Source organism: Pedobacter soli (assembly GCF_900101435.1).
In the GTDB taxonomy this organism is placed as follows: domain Bacteria; phylum Bacteroidota; class Bacteroidia; order Sphingobacteriales; family Sphingobacteriaceae; genus Pedobacter; species Pedobacter soli.
The window spans coordinates 198,093-216,320 of record NZ_FMZH01000004.1 but is presented as its reverse complement, the minus strand read 5'-3'; the positions used below and the strand labels follow the sequence as shown (position 1 = coordinate 216,320).

Here is an 18,228-nt window from a genome sequence, read left to right as displayed (position 1 = left end):
TTATCCTAAACTGAAATTCAAAACCACATCTTCATTAACAATTTCAATTTCGCCTTTTCCTCCTCCGTGAGGAGTAATACCTTCCATCACCACGAAATATTTGCCTGGGTTAAGATTGAAACTGTATTTATTGCCGGTAAAGGTATTTTGTTGAATAACTGCACCAGTTGCATCGTTTACCGACACTTTAAACTGTTTGGCATAGGCTACATTGCCACTCAGTTCGTAGGTATCCTGCCCGATTCTGCCAATACCAATAAAGAAAGTAATTTTATCAGTTCCTACTTCTTCGCCGGTTTCATTTTCGATTATCGCATATTCAATTTCATCGGTAGCCACGATTGATTTCATAGCCCTGGCATTTTTGGCTACCCGATCGGTATCCAGCGTATAAACCAAAATCTGTTTCTTTAACGCAGGTTTTGGTTCGTAAACCTCATCTTCGAAGCTTATTTTACCTAATTCAGGCTCGCTCTTTACGATAACACTGTACTCGCCCGGGTGATAGAGATTATTGAGCACCTGTATCTTTGCCGAATTGATGCGGCTGGGATTATACACCACAAAACGCGAAATGGGCGCAACCAATGGTGTAAGTTCTTTATTCCGGTAATCATTGGCATTACACTCGCAACAAGCATCGTCATCGTAGACGGTAAAATCGGCGATTACATTGTTTGCAATATTTTCAAGCCCCTGGTTCCCTATTTTTTCACTTAACTCCCTAAAATGCTGGTTAAACTTAGCTTCGAAATCACTTAAATATTTACGCTCCTTTTCACCCTCTCCTGTGTATATAATTTCTTCCAGTTCTTCCTCAATTACGATTTTCTTAGCGAGCATTTTAACCTGAGCTTCGTATTCTTTTAAGGCCTCAGCTTCTTCTTTTTTGGCCTTCTCTATTTCTTCAGTATGTATTTTCCGTCTTTCAGCGAGTTCGGTTTCGGCATTTTTATTCAGCTCTTTAATTTCTTTGGCTTTATCACCCTCGCTGCTTTTACGCATCAATACAATCCTTTCCTTATATTCTTTTTCAAGTGCTTCGGCTTTAGCACCATCGGTAGGTTTCAGTGCTTTGCGTTTTACTTCCAGTTCGCTTTTAATGGCCGATTCTTCTTTCCTGATCTCGCCAGCGCTACGCACTTCGCGTTTATCAATTTCAGCCAGCTTAATTTCAAGCCCTTCGCGCAGTTGAAGTTCCATTTGGTTAAGTTCTTTTTCCTGCTCAACTATGCGCGCTTGTATGTCCGAAGACCTGGCTTCGTAAGTAGCTTTCAAAGCTTGTTCAGCTACCTTATACTCAGGGCTTTCGGCCTTTTTAGCTTTTGCCCTTGCCGCCTGCGGAGCTCTTTCTATCGTTTGATACTCCAGTTCTTTACCGGTATGGTACAGCAATAGCAGCATATTGCCCTTATTTACCCCTGCCAGGTGTTCTACAGCCCCCGAGTTACGGATATAATCGAAAAACGAAAGGTTATTACGCAGGCTTTTGTTCCTTTGCAGTCTGATATCGGTTAAAGTGCCTACTGTAATGTAAGGCCTGATCATGAGCACATTAATTACCCGGTGCAATATAGTAGCAGCCATAAGGTAAGGCAGCAACTCTACGTTACCATCCCTATTGATGATACGCACGAGCAGTTTCATCCCGTTTACGTATGTGGTTATTAGGTCGGTGTAGGCCGATTTAAAGCGTTTCTCGTCAAAATCAGTAAATTCTAAAACGAGTGTCGCAATCAACTCCTCAAGATTATCATTAAAGCGTGCTACCAAACGCAGTGCATCGCGTTGCAGTTCATCGGCAGTGATTTCCAGGCGGCCTCTGCTATTGTTTATTTTTGAATAGTTGGCCTGGTTGATGCGTTCGCCCACCATACCGGCTTTCATAAAAACCTTATTCAGATTGCCAAAAGTGGTTGTTTTTTCTGTAGTAGCACCTGCATCGGTAAAACTTTCCTTTCCGGCTGCTTTTGCATTAGGGGCAGCTTCTTTTTTGGTATTTACCCCACTCACGGCATCTTTGGCTGCGTCCTTAACATCTTCAAAACGGCCTACCATCTTTTCAGCCAGGGTACTATACTTAATCAGGTTATTGAGGTAGTACAGCATTACATTACGCCAAACCAGGTATTGAGAATCCAAATCGGGGTAACGGCAAACCGTTTTAATTACACCACCTTCGCCCATAAAAACCGAGCGCACTTTAAATGGCAGATTGAAACTGCGCTGCATTTTTTTGTATTGGGCAACAGCATCATCTTCGGGTAGCGCCAAATGCCCTTCCATCCTGAAAAAACTGGTATCAGAGAAATTGTAGAGCAAAGGCGCTTCCAACCGGCTCATCCCATAGCTTTGTAAGCTAAGTGGTGCCTGATAATGGTAGCTGAGCGGTTTGCCGTTACTACAGCCATGGCATAAAGATTCGTTCCAGTATTGTTCGAAATCGCCGTTATTGGGATCAAAATAAATTGGCAGGGCCCTTTTGCCTATATTTTGCCATTTCTCTTTGCTGGGCGTGGCTAAAATACCGCGCTCGCCCTTTTCAGTAAGGCTATCGAAATAACCATTGAACATGGTCAGGGTACGGCCAAAAACCGAAACCAGCTTTTTACTCCAATCTTTATATTCGTTAAACAAGGGCGAGTATTCAAATTCCTGCCTGAAAACAGAAGGCGGACAGGCTTTGCTACCCAGCATTAAATGCATCGGATAAGCATCGTCGTTAGGCAAACAAACGCTGTGCAGGTTCATGGCGATGCAGCGCAACTCCTCATATGATTTGATAATATCTTCGAAAGCATCGTAAACGTATTGAAATCCGTAGGCCTTACCCGCCAGGTATTGCGCTGCAAGGTCAATCAGTTTACTTTCCCAGTTACTGCAGATATTATCGAAATCGACACCTGGAAAATGCCGCCCTAAAGCGGGTAATTCTTTATAGATGATGCTGAGCTGTTTGGTTAATTTCTCTAAAACTGCCGCCACAGGGCTTAAATAGGCATTTACCAAAGCGGGATAATTGGCAGCCGCTATCCGGGTAATTAAAGCGCGGGGATATTCGATCGTTTCTAACTCATAAAGAGCAGGATACAGCACCCCACCTTTATTATTATTTAAGGTATTAATTCCAACCAGATCGGACCTTTTGATCAATAATTTACGGATAGTGAATGTATTTTCCTTGCCCAAGTCATCGCAACTTTTGCCCAAACAGCTTTTCAAATCGCGTGTTGCCGATTCTAAAAACAGTACCACTACATAATCACTCAAAATCAAAGTCGCAGTAATTGGAACGGCGCCCATGGCCGCGGCATTTGCGGCGGTAACCAGCTCTATAAGCGGCGCATTGTTAAAATAGTTATAATCTAAGCCATCAGGCAAGGTATAGGTTTTGTAGTGGGTTAAATCGCAATCGCCTAGCGAAATCAAAAAACCCCAGGAAGTAACACCAATTCCCTGAGAAAGATGCACAGTGTTAACGCCATAAGTAGCATGTAAACCGCAAACAATGCCCCTTCCAATCAATCTAATTCTGGTTAACCTGCTTTCCTGAAACAAAAACTGCTGTGTGGTATTCAGCTGACCTGCTGTAAGTACCTGGTTTTCTTCAAAAACCGTTGTTTTATTAATGAGTTCCATAGCTAGATTAGTTAAAAAATGCCAATGTTAGTTTGATTTAATATGAGTGGGTTTTTCTGTACTTCGTTCTCATTGCAACTGTGCAGTTTGCCTGAAGGATAAACGCTCCGTAAATTCTGTAAGATATCGATCAGGTTCTTCAGCGCCTTTACCCTTTCCAAATCGCCTGTGCTGGTGGTATTAATCTGAATTAACCAGTTTTTATAAGCCAGTTCGAACTGAGCCATTTGCAAGGGATTTACCCAACATACATTGAGCACCACATGCGCCGGACATTCTTCCCGCAAGGTTTTCTCAATAAAAGTCCTGAAATTCCGGTCTCTGAAACGGTTTGGCCAGTATGGCAAAACGGCTGACATGACAAAGCTGTAGGTATCGGCAATTTTGCATTGCGCACAATCTACATCGGTATGAATGGCCATCAACTGATCGAAATCATGTTTTTTAGGTCGCAATAAAAGGTGCTCAATCAGATGTAAACCTTCCCGGTCTATAAATACCTGGTTAAAGAAACGTACCATATCCAGCCGGGCCAGTTTTTCCATACCAGCCCTAACCACAATGGTTTTTGGGGTTACGGTTTTAATTTCAAAAAGTTTGGTATAACTGATCTTGGGCGCTACAACAAAATCAAGTGGAATGGCCGAAATAATCGTGGTTTTGTTATCAGCAAAGCTGATTTGCAAAATCCCGAACTCCATTGCCTCAGCTGCAGGCTTAATGAAGCTTAATTGATCGCCGGCACGCAGGCGATCGGTTAAATCGATTCCGGTAACCGTTAGCTCGCGACCGTTTTCGTATAAATAGGCCGTAAAGGTTTCGCTAAAGCTCAATTGCCCGTCAGGGTAATTATTGGGCAGTGTTTCGTTAATTTCAATCTTAATGTCCGGTCCCAGTGCTACCGTATTATTAACAGTATAGGTGCCGTTATTGGATAGTGATCCTACAATTTTAACCAGTGGCGAAGCGGTACTGTCTTCAATAATTTCGGCCAGCGGACGGTTGTAATTTTTACCTTTATGCTTGCCCATTACATTGCCATATATATCGAATACTTCGAAATGGTAATTTGGATCGTAAACCGTTACATTTTCGGGCACAAAACGGTAATAATCTTCGTCAGCCGCAAAGCGAATCAGTTTCCACAGCAAGCTGGCTTCGGTATTTGCCTTGGTTTCGGCAGCATCCGCACCTTTAACTTCAGGGCCTTCTACTTCACCTGTAAGTATAACTTTGCGGCTGGCATCAGGCGCTGGCAAGTCGAATAACTGGTAACCGATTTTATGTAAAGGTGGTGTGGTAGAGCCATCAACAGTGTGTGAGAGGATCTCAAAATAAGCTGAAACCGGTAATGCCATATTCTTCCTGTTAGCTAAAACAGTATTACATAATTCTTTAGTACACAAATCAATATGATCAGCAATTAAAGTATTACTGTCAGCAAGATTTAAAGTTGTGTTTTTACTTCTGGCAATTACCTGCTCTGTAATTAAATCGGCATACAATACAACCTGGTGTTTACCCGCAGCAGTACCGGCTACAATTTTATAATTATTGAGGTGTACCGCGGCGCTGATTAGCGCTTCCATACCAGCCCTGGCAGATACCTGATCAGCAAAGCTGTTTACCCCCTCAAAAAGGATTTTAGTGGATACTTTGGTGTCGATAGTCCAGCTGGCGGATACCGGCAAAATCCTGAACGGTTTAGAAAAATGTAATTCTCCGGCTTTTTTAGGATCAATGCCGAGCAGTAAAGCCACCCGTTTTTCGTAACCTGAAACATTTTGGAAAAACCAGCTGAGTTCATTTTTATAGTTAAAAGCTTTGCCTCTGTTGCTGCTAATTTCGGGATAGGCATTTAAAAACGAGAGCTTGTCTTTAATCAGTTCCGCTCCTGCTTTTTGTCCTTCGTTGGTGTAGGCAATTAAAGCATAATCGCTAAACTGTTCACAAAAACGGGCCAAAAGGTGATCTAAAAAACTGTTCTTGCGTTTTTCAAAATCGGCCTGACTTTCGGTTATCCCCTGTAGCTGGGCCGTATAACCATCGGTAAAAATATTTTGGGCAGTTGCATTGGGTACAATATCGGCCAGGCCCGTTGCTCCTTTTAAGGGTTCGCTGAAATAAGTTTTATTCATCAGCGGTTGTCCATATTCATCAAGTTCCTGGTTTAAGCTAAATAAGGCTTTTAAACCGTTTACCTGTTGGAGGTAATTGTACAATAACTGATCGAAAAAGGCCAGAAAACCTTTGAATTGTTTAGCCTGGGTTATCCTCAGGTTTCTTTCGTCTTCGTTGGTGGGCAAATTCGGGATTCCATCGCTTCCTACTCCGTAAACAAGTGGAAAATCTTCCTGTATGGAGGTATAATCAGTTATTTCGCGCCAGTTACCCATGGGTAAACTCCGGTCTAAAACCGGATTTATCGGATAGCGCTTAGGGGCAGTATTCCAGAGCGCTTTGTATTTAGCCTTCAAATCATCTTTATCGAAAGCAAAAGGAAGCTGATGTTTAAAAAATGACAAATTAGACAAGTCGATAGATAAGCGGGGCACATAAAACTTATCGATAGCTAATGAGAGGCACCATTTCACTGTTTTCTGGCTTATGCCATCACTGCTATCTTCAGGAAAATTGGCCAGTTGTAATCCGCTAACCGATTGAACTACCTTTTTGCCATCGATTTCAACATCCATAATGATCCGGATCAGATCGCTGGCATGAATGGTACATTGCTGAGCAGAGGCGTTTAGTTCGTCGTCATCAATAAAACCATGCTCCAGCGCTGGTCCGTCAAAAATATCTTCGGTTGCTTTACCTTTGGCCACCATATCGGGCAGGCTGTAGAAGTACACATCCGGCGAAAGAAAACGGGCCAGTTGAAAATAAATTTCGGCCGCAACGGTAGCCGCATCCACAAAGGGATCAATCTCAATATTGCCGCAAATGGCTATTTCTTCAACCTTTAAAGCTTTGGTGCTTAAATAATCTTCGCAAAGCGGCCGGTTATCGTGCAACCTGTCTGCCGCCTTTTGAATAATGCTTTTTATTATGCCTATTTTACGTTTGTAACTTTGCAGCAGGCCATTTGGTGCATTAAAAATGAAATCATTTAATTGGGTATCAATTTCGCTTAGGCCTGTAATGGCGGTAACTACTCCTGCCACGGTTTTGGTTCCGGCAAGGGTAACGGTATGGTCGATTTCGTTGCTATCCACAAGTTTGTAACCGGTCGGCAATTCATCAACCTCAATTTTAAGGCTTTTAATGTGATTGATAATGACCGAATCCTGGCTAAAATCGACAGTCTGATCGTCCCAGCGAGGAAAATGGATGTTTATTTTTATTTCAGCGCCTTCTATCCAGGGATCGGGATCAAATTTATTAATGAAAAAAGTACCGGTTATTGCATTTGAATTGAGGTCGCCGTAAACGGTCGACTGATCAAATTCGATTAAGAAGTTATGCAAACCTTTCACATAAAAACCGGTTCCATCAGTTGCGGTTGGAAAATAAGATAGTTTTTGCTGCGTTTGGTTAACGTAGAGTTTTATTTCGGCATCGGTAGCCGGAATGGCCCAGGCATTTTTTATCCCCAGGGTTTCTGTATCCACCTGCACAGCAACATCCAGTAACAGCTTCCTAAAATCTTTGAGCGTAACCGGCGCATTGTGTAACAACTGCCTGGCGGTAAAAAAATTATGAAAATCGACATCAGCTTCATCAGGATTACTGGCAAGTAAATCCTGCATATCGAAAGTGAGCCGGTAACCAAGATCAGTAATGGCATAACACAGCGCTTCTAACGTAGTAATACCCGGATCGTGCAGGTTATAATCGGTCCAGTTGCTTTTACTCAACGCCTGAATCCGGTGAATACCTATTTCACGCAGTTTATCAAACTGCATGCTTTCCTGCTGTGGCGTGTTTTTCGATATGGTTTTTAAATCGCTCATTTAATTACAACCGCATTCGTTAATGGGAACAAAATCTCCTTTTACATCAATTGTATTGTCGTCACAATCCACACAGTCGCAATCGGGATTGCCAATGCCGGCAATGTCGTTGATATTGACGATGGAATGATCGGGGTAAGCTGTTAAAATACTCGCTGCCGTAGCTGTTTCTGCCGTTTCTAAATCCTTTGCCGATATATCTTCCAAACCGGCAGGTCTGAAGAGGTACATTTTAACACAGGTGATATAATCGACATAGGCCAGTTTTTCGAGCTGATAGATAATGGTTGATTTTTCTATTTTGCCTCCAAACTCCATTTGTGTGGCTGCGTTACTGGTCCATGGGGCTAAAAGTGCCTTCAACTGTATTTTAAGCTGAGGGAGGTAAATATTTTCTTCGTAACCTTCCCTAAGTTTAACATGAAAATGAAGCTTAATTTCTTCGAAAATAGGGTTTTGAACATGCAGCTTCGCGAAAGCTGAATTGTTTTTAGCCAGATAAGTTTTAATCTGCCCGAGGGTATTTTTAGCCACCTTAGGCTGCAAAGGATTAGGCGCATTGCTGATGGCAATATCGGGCACAGCAATAATGGTTACCTCGCCGGGCGACAAAGCATTGTAGCTGCTTACGTTACCGTTATAAAAAGTATGGTTAATGCACTTGGTAGTATAAACCTCCGGAAACTGCGCCAGAATAAGGTGTTCATAATCCCACAAAGTGATGGCTCTTCGCTTGTGCCTTAAAATTTCGCTTACCCGCATGTGATAATCATTAGCACTTTCAATGGCTTTTCCATCAAAAGAGCCATAAGGCTGTGTCACTTTTTTGACCGCATTATCAGCCGATTTCAGTTTAGAAATCACTCCTGCTCCAATGGCTATATTTTCGGGTACAACATCATCATAAACAGCAAATTGTGCTTCTGCAGCTTGAGCCGTAATTGAAATAATATCGCACACTGCAGCTGCGTTGGTAGTTACTGCAGCCCTGATCCACAGGAGACCATTTGCCAAAAGTGTATTATCGGTATTTACAGTTTTCGGAATATTTAAAGTCACTATCCCCGTGGTTAACAAACCATTAGTCTGCTCTCTTAATATATTTATTTTTTCAAACTCAACCCACCTGTTATGTTGAAGATAGGCCCATTTGATCACGGCTTTATCAAAATCAGGGTTGGCACTTCCCTCACTCACCTTAAACAACAGGCTTAAATTTTGAGGAACAACAGCATTTGTTAAACCAATGTACAACTCCCCTTCATTATCTTGTTGCGGCAATAAATACACTGTACCATGGGTGTAAGGATGAACTTCTGCCTGTCCAAAAGGTGCCAGGTTATAAAATTGATGTATTCGGTCATTATAAGCCGATTGCGTAGCCCCCACTCCCAGTGCAATGGTTTCGCTGCAGGTATAATCTATTGTTAAATTGGTTATTAATGGCAAATAAGGTGCATTGGGTAAGTTTGCTGCACCTGTTCCTTTGTTAATCACTGCCCTGCTGAATGCGATCGGGAAATCGGTTTGTCCGAATTTACCACCTATAAGCTGAAGTTTAATGTAACCATCTGCCGCATCTAAATTGTAGGTTTCATTAAAATCGAGATTATAATTGGCTTTTATTGAAGATGGAATACCAAAACTGGATGAAAAACCTGAGACTGGTGCTACCGTATCATCATCACCAAACAGATATCCATTTCCTAAAATATACGTGAAACCTGGTGTACTTACTCCGTCTATGATTTGTGTAATAGGTATAGCAATAGATTCTGCAGTTTCAATCCAGCTACGCTGAGAGAGGTAAGACAATTTTATTTTAAAATCGGTGTTGCTGACGTACGTATCTCCATTAGCTGTATAATAATCATAGTAGTCTGTAAAACTGGTTGCGGGCAAATCCAAAAACTCAAAATTTAATTTAAGTGAGGCTAATTTTTGCTGAAAAATTTCTTTACTTCCAATGTAAAAATTACTACCAACAGTTGGTATAGCACCAAAAATTTCCATGGGTTTTGCAGGATCGAGCTTTCCAAGGTTATTTTGAACCGATAGATTTTTAACACCGGTTACCGCTGTGTTTATATTGATTTGATTAACAGCCGCTCCATTTAGCAAACTGTATAAATTAGGTGCAGTAACAATTTCTACTCTTAATACGGGAAAGGATGTTCTGAAATCGTTTTGATGGATTTTTTGGTTGTAATCTACAAATTTAGGTTGCGAAGCATCAGCATCAATTACAATTTTTAACTTGTTATTGGTAAATCCAACTGAAGTAACACCTAAATTAAGCCAGGCTTTTTCAGCACTTATACTTACTTTAAAATTTGATGGGGTTAAAGGAATGGCACCCATGTTTACGTTATAAACGATTTGAAGTGTAATATTCCTTACCCCTTCTGACATGCGGAACAAGGGCGAACTGATGGCAAAACCAATATTTGCGAGATCTCTGCTGGTATTACCAAAAATATCCCAGCTACCATCCTGGTTGGTAATTTCTGCACCTTTGCCATCACCTGAATTTGCTATAGGTGAAGCATAAATTTTAGTTTTTTCGGTCTGATCGACAAGAATAGACTGAATGCTGGCCACTTGCGCATGGCTGAAACTGAAATCAGATAAGAGCTGGTAAAACTGCTCCTGTTTTTTACTGTTTTTACCGGCCTTAAATTCGGTTTTATCGTTTAAAACATACTGGGTAATGTGTTTGGCCAGCTCAACAATGAGGTAGACTTTATCGGGCTGGGCAGCTTTTTTCTCAAAGCCTAATACTGTTTCGAAAAAATAATCGAGGTGTTTACCGGTAAATTCGTTCAGGTCTTTTTGTGCGATGGCATACAGTTCGAGAAAAGCATCAAAAAGCGCCAGATGTGGTTCGGAAGTGCCATCTTCTTTGATTGCATTGTTATTGAAAACGCTTTGCCAGTTTGATTTTTTCTCCAGACCATCGTAATAATAGTAATTAATGTAGGCCGCCAGCTTATCGCAAAACTGGTAAAGGCTATTTTTATCTCTTTCATCAATAGCAACAAAAGATGCATCCAAGGCCTTGGGTAAGCGATTTAAACGGTTTGTTCCGTTTCTTGGGGCATTATTTTTATTGCAGTTGCTACTCATTTCTTTAAATATTTGTGCCTTCGGTTAAATAATAAGGATAAACAATATTGTTACGGGTATTGGTGCTCCTAACGGTGTATTCTACCACCAGGTTGATCATTCCTTGTTCGTCGTTTTTAAAAACATCGAGCTTATCGAGCTTAATGCGGGGTTCGTAATAAATAATGGCCCTGCGGATGCGTTCGGTAATCCGGGTAACCAGGGTTACGTTCAGGGGTTCGAAAATCATATCTTCTACATTGCAGCCATATTCGGCCTGCATTACTCTTTCGCCTACAGCGGTACCGAACAAAATTTCGAGGCTCTGGTTAATATCAGTTACCTCACTTACCATTTGGGTAGCAAAAGCTGCCGTACCCTGGTATTTGGTTATAATGGGCGGGAAAGCCCATCCTTTGCCTAAAAAATTGTTCTCTGTATCCATATTAACCTACTGTAACTGTCGGACATCCTACTACTGCACTTGCGCCACAAATGCAACTATCGCCTGTTCTTACGGCAGGCATCCCACCAATGAAAACGGTACTACTGCCAGCCGGAAAAGCACTAACGGTTGGCTGGTGACTATTGGGCGGCAACACACACACATGATTATCGCCCACTACGCTGGCTGGCATCCCGCCGATTAAAACGGTGGCTACACCAGGCCCAACGATGGTTCCACCATGGTTGGTGGTATCGGTAACTCTTGCTGCGTTTGCCATAATTAATTGATTTGTACCATACTTCCTTTAACTTTTGTAATGGCCGATGAGCTCACCTCAGTACCCGCACTGCCACTTAATTTTAACTGCGCATTGGCTGTAGCAGTAATGTTAGTCCCATCAACTTTTATATCGCCCGATGCTTTGAGCGTAAGGTCTTTTATACTTTCTATTGTAATGCCATCTTGCCCCATTTCAATTTTATTACCGTTCATATCCTGAATGGCAATCTGCTTCTGATCTTCATCCATTGTAATCACATTACCACCAGGGGTTTCAATTTTGATGATTTTCTTATCATCATCAAAAAGCACCTGAAGCTTGGCACGGGTAGATAATCCCTTTAAGTAATTATCATCTTTAGCGGCTAAATGAGGTGGAAATGTACTACTGTATAATCTTCCGAGTATTACCGCATCACGCGGATCGTCGTTAATAAATCCTACAATTACTTCATCATCTTTTTCGGGATTCCAAACCCAACCGTGGTCTTTCCCGGCATCAACACTGGCTAACCTTGCCCAAATGCCGTCACTATCTTTTTCTACGGTGGGCAAACGCACCCTGATCCTGTTTTCGCCATCGGGATCATTTTCCAGTTGGGTTACGATTCCTATTTGCAAACCGTTTACGGGCGGAATGATACCTGTGGCTGGTTTTTCTACAATATCATCGAAATTATAACTGTGTAAGGTTTTATCGAGTCCAAACTGTACATGACTATACCAGGCAGCTTCGCCCGAATAGGAATGTACCACACCGGTTACCAGACATTTACCACTAAACCGCTCGCCCATTCCTTGTAATTCTACTATAATTCCGGGCTTTAGCTTGTTATCGCCCTGCACCCTGAAATTGCCGATTACCCGGTTTAAGCGGCTCCTGAACAATTGTGCACTGGCCCATTCTGCCGATTCCTGCTCGGCTACATTACCCGAATGATACAGGCTGTTATCTTCCCAGCCCAGTACACCGGCCAGGTCATCGCCAGAAATATTACCCTGCTCGGGTAAAGATTTAGCTGTTGAAGTACCCTCTTTTACTTCCTGATTGGTATAGCTCCAGTTTTTGGTAATTACCTGTGGGTATTGTGTACGGGCATCCATCTGGGCTTCAAAATCATAAATATCGGTACCATAGGTATAAGTGGCTGTGCTTTGCTGGCTGGCATCGGGCTGGCCTACCTTCAGTTTTCCTTCTTCTGTAATTACCAATGCACTGTTTAATTCTGCACGGGTAACAATAAAATCCCAGTTGCTGCAGTTAAATTGCACCAGTTGTTTATGCTGTAAATCCAGTCCGTCAATATCTGCATTGATGTTGCATTGACCTGCCAGATCAGTTATGGCATCATTGTCGGTAGTATCTTCCCATATTTTGTTTTTGCGACCAGCAGTTAGCTTAATGGCCTTATCGCGGCATTCGATCTCCATCTGGCTGCCCTCTTCATTGGCTTTAATGGTTTGACTGATGATGAGCCCCGAAAACAGGGTTTCATTTTCGCCGTTATAGCCGGCAGCAATTGTGATTTCGGCACCAGGAATAAAATCGCTGCCATTGCTGAGTTCAAAATTCTGAGCAGCTGCACTGCCATCCATTACCACTACCCTTGCTTTGGGTATGGCATTAACCACATTGGTAACCACGATTTCCAAAATACCAACTGCATCAGACAAGGCTTGTCCGTTGATGGTAATGCTGAAGCTCTGTGGTCCTGAAGGGGCTGGCATAACTGGTTATTTTGCTAAAGGTGGAAACGATATACTTTGTCCTTGTTTCAATTTTCTAAAATTATTCAGCTGGTTGGCTTTGGCTACTTCTAAATAATATTTATCGGTTTTATAGATGTTATAAGTCATTAACGGCAACGAATTATCGCCCTCTACTTTCCGGTAATGGGTTAAATCGGGTGAACTGCGCCGTTGTTCGTTCGATTGTTCGGTAAGGGAAGTATAACTGGTAAAAGTACAGTCGGTTTTAGCCCTTAAGGGTTTGCCGCTATTATCGAACAACGTGTAGGTAACTTTAACGGCAGTAAGCATGCCCTGAAAGGTAAGCTCGCCCCAATGTATTTTTAAAAAATTAGGCTGATGCGTGTCTTCCTTAATTTTAAAACAGCTCTCAATAAACTGATCAATAACTTTATGTACGGTTTTATCGCGCTGCACATCGGCCTGAAAAGTAGAACTACCAGAGTAAGAGGCTGAAGTGGCATCCCAAAGCAGGTCTAAACTCAGCTCCTTACCTCTCGACGACTTAAACTCACCCACGCCATCAGCGGCATTTACGGGTGCATCGTTATCCAGTTCATTTTTATAATCGATAAAATAAGTATTGGGATTGTACAATACCTTAAAGGTTTCGATCGGAGAACCGGAAAAGTTGTTATCAGAATAAACATCAATTACGAGTTTTTCTAAATTACCCAATCTATCGTGAAGCTGACTTAAAGCCATAGTTACCTCTCATTCTTATTTTTGATCTGTAAACGCAACTCTTCCAACGCCTTTTTCATTTTTTTATCTGTAGCCGTTTGTCCGGTTTGGCTTGGCGGCACCGTACCCGCAACATGGTTTGTTACGGTAGCGGTAATGTTCAATTCTCTGATTTCTACTGGCATAAGCTTTTGCGTTAAAAAACTTCTATCCTCCTGAAATACTGGTGGGCAAACTCTATACTCTCGATTACCAAACCGTTTTGCTGGGCATTAAATCCTTCTACTGACCATTTTACGGGATATGCGTTAACAAAATTCCAGGCTTGTAAAGGCACATGTTTATCGTTCAGCAAAATCAGGGTAATATCTTTCGGGCTAAATGTAAATGCCTCTACCGATTCTTTAAACCATTTCATTGCCGCTGATCCTATTAACAAACCCCGTTTAAGCGTCAGGTTGCTGTAGGTTACGGCTGTTGGCAGTTTATGTGCGAAGCGGTTTTCGCCCCCTTCTTTGTATTCTTCGGTCGAAATGTTAGTCTCAAAGCCCGTAGCATCAGTAAAGCCAATATCGGCCAGTCCTTCATACTGCGGGAATAACCCTTCGATCCGGAGCAAAAAATGAAAACCAACTGGCGGATTTACAGCTTGCATAACCTCTAGGTAAATTCGATACTTAAACCTTCGTGTGCTAATTCAACAGTTTCTATGGCCACTTCGTTACCGGTAGAATTTAATGTTGGCCCGTCGACTTTAGAAGGCCAGGCCCCACGCACTTTCCAAACTACCACAGGCTCATGACTCTCGTTAAGCAAACTAATGGTCAGATCGCGACGTTCAATTTTATTCAAACTCACGGTATTAAACCATTGAAAAAGTTCATTATCGCCTTTGGTAATGCCTCTTTTCATTGAAATGGCCGAGTATTGCTGCATTCCGGGCATTTTGGTTACGTGGTATTCGGGCGAGTTTCCTTCCCGGTAATCAATAGACTGGGTTTCTACCGTTAAACCGCTAACCTCTGTAAAACCAATTCGCGAGCCGCCCCATTCCACCTGAAAGTGAAACACCGGCAATGGATAAGTATTTGCCATAATTTATAGTTTTAGGATGAATTATTCTTGTAGTTTATGCGAGAATTTAAGGATGATAAACTCTGCCGGGCGAACAGCCGCCATGCCGATTTCGACATTCATGCGTCCTTCCAGTATATCAAGCGCTGTCATGGTAACGCCCAATCCAATGCGCACAAAGTAGGCATCGTCGGGTTTGGCACCCTGCAAGGCTCCCTGCCGCCAGAGTTGGTTTAAAAAGTTCTCGCACATGGCTTTTACACGCAACCAGGTATTGGCATCGTTGGGTTCGAAAACCACAAATTCGGTGGCTTTTTTAACGCTTTCTTCTACAAAATTATAAAAGCGCCTTACCGAGATGTACCGCCATTCGTTATCATTGCCAGCCAGGGTACGTGCCCCCCATACCAATGTACCTTTTCCGGTAAAAAAGCGAATGACATTGATGGATTTACCCGTTGTCGGATCGACATTTAAGGATTCCTGTTGTTGAGCCGTAACTTTTAAGGTTGGGCCTGTTACCAGTTTTACACTTTCGTTGGCCGGCGCTTTCCAAACCCCGCGGTTATTATCAACCCGGGCCATAATACCGGCAACAGCGCCTGATGGCGGCAAATCGATTACATTTTTATCCATCTCATTTACCAGTGCACGGTAAGTGCTCAAATCAATGGCTTTAATGGCTTCGAGAGTTGCTCCATGGTATGGTCCATCGGATCCGTTTACCTGATGTTTTACCACTACTTTATCATTGTAGGCATAGCTGAGCGTGCTCTGCAGCCAGGGGTAGTAAGCCGCACCATATTTGAGGTAATCCATACTTACATCGTCACGCACAATCCCGGCATCGTCGAAAGGTGAATCGGATAATACCCAGGCATCGAAAATAGCAATCCGGTCCTGCAGCCTGGCACATTGCGCTAAGGCGTAATCGTAAACATCTTTATAGCCCGACTTACTGGTGCTAAACGAAGTATGTCTGTCGGTGAGCACCAGCATGGTGGGTTCATCTACTTTCGCAATTGCATCTAAACCTGCTTTGGCAGTATCGTTTGTAATGGTGGTGGCATAATCTCCGCTCGATACAATATAACATGGTCCGCCTCCATTGGCAAAAAACAACTGTATGGCATAGTACAGATAGGTGCCCTTTACCGCACTCTTTTTAGCCTCGCAGGTAATTACCCGTTTTACCACCTTGCCACCAGCTTCGGTATCGGTAATGGTTGGAATTCCCGTGCCCTCAAAAACAGCTGTTTCAGGGTTGGCTCCGCCAAAATATTTTTGATAATCCAGAAATGAGGTAATCCGGATGGGGGTTGGCAACTTGGTTCCGGCCGCGGGCAAAATATCGTTCCCGTTTTCATCTTTGGCAAATTGGGTACGCCCAATAAACGCAGGAATAGCCGTTTCAACCGGTGCTATTGATGCCGGCAGTTTACTTATTTCCTCAATGTAAACGCCTGGGGTTTTATAATTCGTTGCCATAATTTAAGATTTTGCTAATAGGTGAGAAAATTTAAGAACGATAAACTCTGCGGGCCTTACCGCTGCCATGCCAATTTCGATAATCAACCTGCCCTCTAAAATATCGAGGGCCGTCATGGTAATGCCAAGGCCTACATTTACAAAAAAGGCATCTTCTGCTTTGGCACCAGCCAGCGCACCTTGTCGCCAGAGTTGATTTAAAAAGTTCTGGCACATGGTTTTTACGCGCATCCAGGTTTTGGCATCATTGGGTTCGAAAACCACAAACTCGGTTGCTTTTTTTACCGATTCCTCTACCATGATGAAAAGTCGCCTAACCGGCACATAACGCCATTCATTATCATTTCCGGCCAGGGTACGTGCACCCCAAACCAGAGTTCCTTTACCAGCAAACTTGCGGATCACATTGATGCTTTTGCCCGAAGTGGCATCTACGTTGAGGTAATCCTGTTCCTCATCGCTCACAGCAATTAAAGGCTTATCTACCGTTAGCAGGCTTACATTGGCTGGTGCTTTCCAAACACCACGGGTGCTATCTACCCGGGCCATAATACCGGCAACTGTTCCCGATGGATAAAGCGGAACGGTAAAAGCATCAAGTGCGGCTTTAATCTGATTAAAAAGGGCGAAATCGCTACTATCGAAACCGCCTGTTAAAAACGGATTGCTTAAAGTAATATTTGGCGCACTACCTTTCGGATCATAAACCAATGAAATGGCATTGCCTGCACTTCCGGCAGTTTTAGCCTGCACTTTAAGTACCCCAAGGGTTGCGGTAGAATCAACCAGTGCAGCAAGCTCTGTATTACTTGCAATTGCTGTTTTTAATGCAGCAGCCACTGCGGTAGTATCGGCTCCAATGGCCACACCGCCCGTGCCAAAAGTAAAACTGAAGCCTGCAATGGAGATAGAATGTCCACTGATAGCTGTACTACCAAAAGTAATATCAGCAGAGGCTTTTACTGCAGTAACTGGTGCTGCAGTATCTATAATTTTAGTAATTGCTTTTTTGTTATTGCCAGCTTTTTTATAAATACCGGCATTGGCACCAGTGCGGTTATCGGCCGCAATTTTAATGTTGTCGTCGGTTACGCGGTTATAACTTGCCCCGGTTTGCACCTGCGGATAATAAACAGCCCCGTACTTCAGATTATCGGCACTCACCAGATCGTTCCTGAATTTATCGGCGACCAGATAAGGCGTTGCCTGCCCCATTTGTGGGGCATCAAGTACGGCAAAACGATCTTGCAGTTTGGCGCATTGTGCAAGCATGGCATCGTTTAACTCTTTAATATCCGAACTGCTTGTTAAAGTAGTACTTTCGGGGATGAGCAAAAGTGTAATTTCATCTTCACGCTCGCAAGCAAGCAAACCGGCTTTTAATGTTGCTTTGGTTAATGCAGGTGTATCTTCGAAGGTACCTACCGAAACGATCCAGCAGGGTCCGCCACCGTTTTCGTAAAACATTTTAACATGATAATACAACACATAACCCGAAGCCCCACTAGCTGTCGTTGTGGCTGCTACATCAATTTTAGGCGTCAGTTTATCCTTTTCGGGTTCGTTAATGGTTACTTCCAGAACTTCGGGAAAGGCGCCGCCAAAGCTTGCCTCAAATTCTAACAACGAAGTAATGCGTATGGGTGTGTTGATAGCGAAGGCTACGCCATTCTTTTCCCGCTTTGCGGTATAGCCGATAAAGCCTGGGATAGCGGTATCAACCTGTGCAATGGAAGGTGGTATTGTCGAAATCTCTTCAACGTATACGCCTGGATGTTTATATGTTAGCGCCATATCGAAATGAAT

Annotated in this window: 12 protein-coding genes; all 12 read right to left on the bottom strand. The window is 42.8% G+C overall.

Features of this window, described 5'->3' with window-relative positions; genetic code table 11:
* The 12 genes from BLR37_RS10505 to BLR37_RS10455 are packed head-to-tail and all read right to left on the bottom strand — an operon-like array spanning nucleotide 1 to nucleotide 18,216.
* Complete coding sequence (locus BLR37_RS10505) at nucleotides 1-3,639, bottom strand: hypothetical protein (RefSeq protein WP_090768240.1); 3,639 nt, start codon at nucleotides 3,637-3,639, stop codon at nucleotides 1-3.
* 11 nt (nucleotides 3,640-3,650) lie between these two features.
* Nucleotides 3,651-7,595, bottom strand: a complete 3,945-nt coding sequence (locus tag BLR37_RS10500) for a hypothetical protein (RefSeq protein ID WP_090768237.1) — start codon at nucleotides 7,593-7,595, stop codon at nucleotides 3,651-3,653.
* Nucleotides 7,596-10,721: a baseplate J/gp47 family protein gene (locus BLR37_RS10495; RefSeq protein ID WP_090768234.1), complete on the bottom strand. Its 3,126-nt coding sequence runs from the start codon at nucleotides 10,719-10,721 to the stop codon at nucleotides 7,596-7,598.
* Between the two features lie 4 nt (nucleotides 10,722-10,725).
* A complete protein-coding gene (locus tag BLR37_RS10490) occupies nucleotides 10,726-11,145 on the bottom strand; it encodes a GPW/gp25 family protein (RefSeq protein WP_090768232.1) in 420 nt (139 codons plus the stop codon).
* A gap of 1 nt (nucleotide 11,146) precedes the next feature.
* Entirely contained in the window at nucleotides 11,147-11,425 is a 279-nt protein-coding gene (locus BLR37_RS10485) for a PAAR domain-containing protein (RefSeq protein ID WP_090768229.1), read from the bottom strand.
* Nucleotides 11,426-11,427: 2 nt separating this feature from the next.
* Nucleotides 11,428-13,155 carry a type VI secretion system tip protein VgrG gene (gene vgrG / locus BLR37_RS10480; protein ID WP_090768226.1) on the bottom strand — a complete coding sequence of 576 codons (1,728 nt, stop codon included), beginning with the start codon at nucleotides 13,153-13,155 and terminating at the stop codon, nucleotides 11,428-11,430.
* A gap of 6 nt (nucleotides 13,156-13,161) precedes the next feature.
* Nucleotides 13,162-13,881 carry a CIS tube protein gene (locus BLR37_RS10475; RefSeq protein ID WP_039472136.1) on the bottom strand — a complete coding sequence of 240 codons (720 nt, stop codon included), beginning with the start codon at nucleotides 13,879-13,881 and terminating at the stop codon, nucleotides 13,162-13,164.
* A 2-nt stretch (nucleotides 13,882-13,883) separates the two neighbouring features.
* Entirely contained in the window at nucleotides 13,884-14,045 is a 162-nt protein-coding gene (locus BLR37_RS25335; RefSeq protein WP_156131399.1) for a DUF5908 family protein, read from the bottom strand.
* Nucleotides 14,046-14,056: 11 nt separating this feature from the next.
* On the bottom strand, nucleotides 14,057-14,515 hold the full coding sequence (locus tag BLR37_RS10470) for a phage tail protein (RefSeq protein ID WP_039472133.1): 459 nt from the start codon (nucleotides 14,513-14,515) through the stop codon (nucleotides 14,057-14,059).
* A gap of 5 nt (nucleotides 14,516-14,520) precedes the next feature.
* Nucleotides 14,521-14,955, bottom strand: a complete 435-nt coding sequence (locus BLR37_RS10465; RefSeq protein ID WP_039472131.1) for a phage tail protein — start codon at nucleotides 14,953-14,955, stop codon at nucleotides 14,521-14,523.
* 21 nt (nucleotides 14,956-14,976) lie between these two features.
* On the bottom strand, nucleotides 14,977-16,422 hold the full coding sequence (locus tag BLR37_RS10460; RefSeq protein ID WP_090768222.1) for a phage tail sheath family protein: 1,446 nt from the start codon (nucleotides 16,420-16,422) through the stop codon (nucleotides 14,977-14,979).
* 3 nt (nucleotides 16,423-16,425) lie between these two features.
* Nucleotides 16,426-18,216 (bottom strand): phage tail sheath family protein, encoded by a 1,791-nt coding sequence (locus tag BLR37_RS10455; RefSeq protein ID WP_090768219.1) that lies wholly within the window; start codon nucleotides 18,214-18,216, stop codon nucleotides 16,426-16,428.
* Nucleotides 18,217-18,228: the final 12 nt, after the last annotated feature.

Excerpts from the sequence above, each read along its gene's own strand:
- BLR37_RS10505 (WP_090768240.1), bottom strand. The coding sequence starts at position 3,639 with ATGGAACTCATTAATAAAACAACGGTTTTTGAAGAAAACCAGGTACTT.
- BLR37_RS10460 (WP_090768222.1), bottom strand. The coding sequence starts at position 16,422 with ATGGCAACGAATTATAAAACCCCAGGCGTTTACATTGAGGAAATAAGT.
- BLR37_RS10490 (WP_090768232.1), bottom strand. The coding sequence starts at position 11,145 with ATGGATACAGAGAACAATTTTTTAGGCAAAGGATGGGCTTTCCCGCCC.
- BLR37_RS10485 (WP_090768229.1), bottom strand. The coding sequence starts at position 11,425 with ATGGCAAACGCAGCAAGAGTTACCGATACCACCAACCATGGTGGAACC.
- BLR37_RS10455 (WP_090768219.1), bottom strand. The coding sequence starts at position 18,216 with ATGGCGCTAACATATAAACATCCAGGCGTATACGTTGAAGAGATTTCG.
- BLR37_RS10465 (WP_039472131.1), bottom strand. The coding sequence starts at position 14,955 with ATGGCAAATACTTATCCATTGCCGGTGTTTCACTTTCAGGTGGAATGG.
- BLR37_RS25335 (WP_156131399.1), bottom strand. The coding sequence starts at position 14,045 with ATGCCAGTAGAAATCAGAGAATTGAACATTACCGCTACCGTAACAAAC.
- BLR37_RS10470 (WP_039472133.1), bottom strand. The coding sequence starts at position 14,515 with ATGCAAGCTGTAAATCCGCCAGTTGGTTTTCATTTTTTGCTCCGGATC.
- BLR37_RS10495 (WP_090768234.1), bottom strand. The coding sequence starts at position 10,721 with ATGAGTAGCAACTGCAATAAAAATAATGCCCCAAGAAACGGAACAAAC.
- BLR37_RS10500 (WP_090768237.1), bottom strand. The coding sequence starts at position 7,595 with ATGAGCGATTTAAAAACCATATCGAAAAACACGCCACAGCAGGAAAGC.
- BLR37_RS10475 (WP_039472136.1), bottom strand. The coding sequence starts at position 13,881 with ATGGCTTTAAGTCAGCTTCACGATAGATTGGGTAATTTAGAAAAACTC.
- vgrG (WP_090768226.1), bottom strand. The coding sequence starts at position 13,155 with ATGCCAGCCCCTTCAGGACCACAGAGCTTCAGCATTACCATCAACGGA.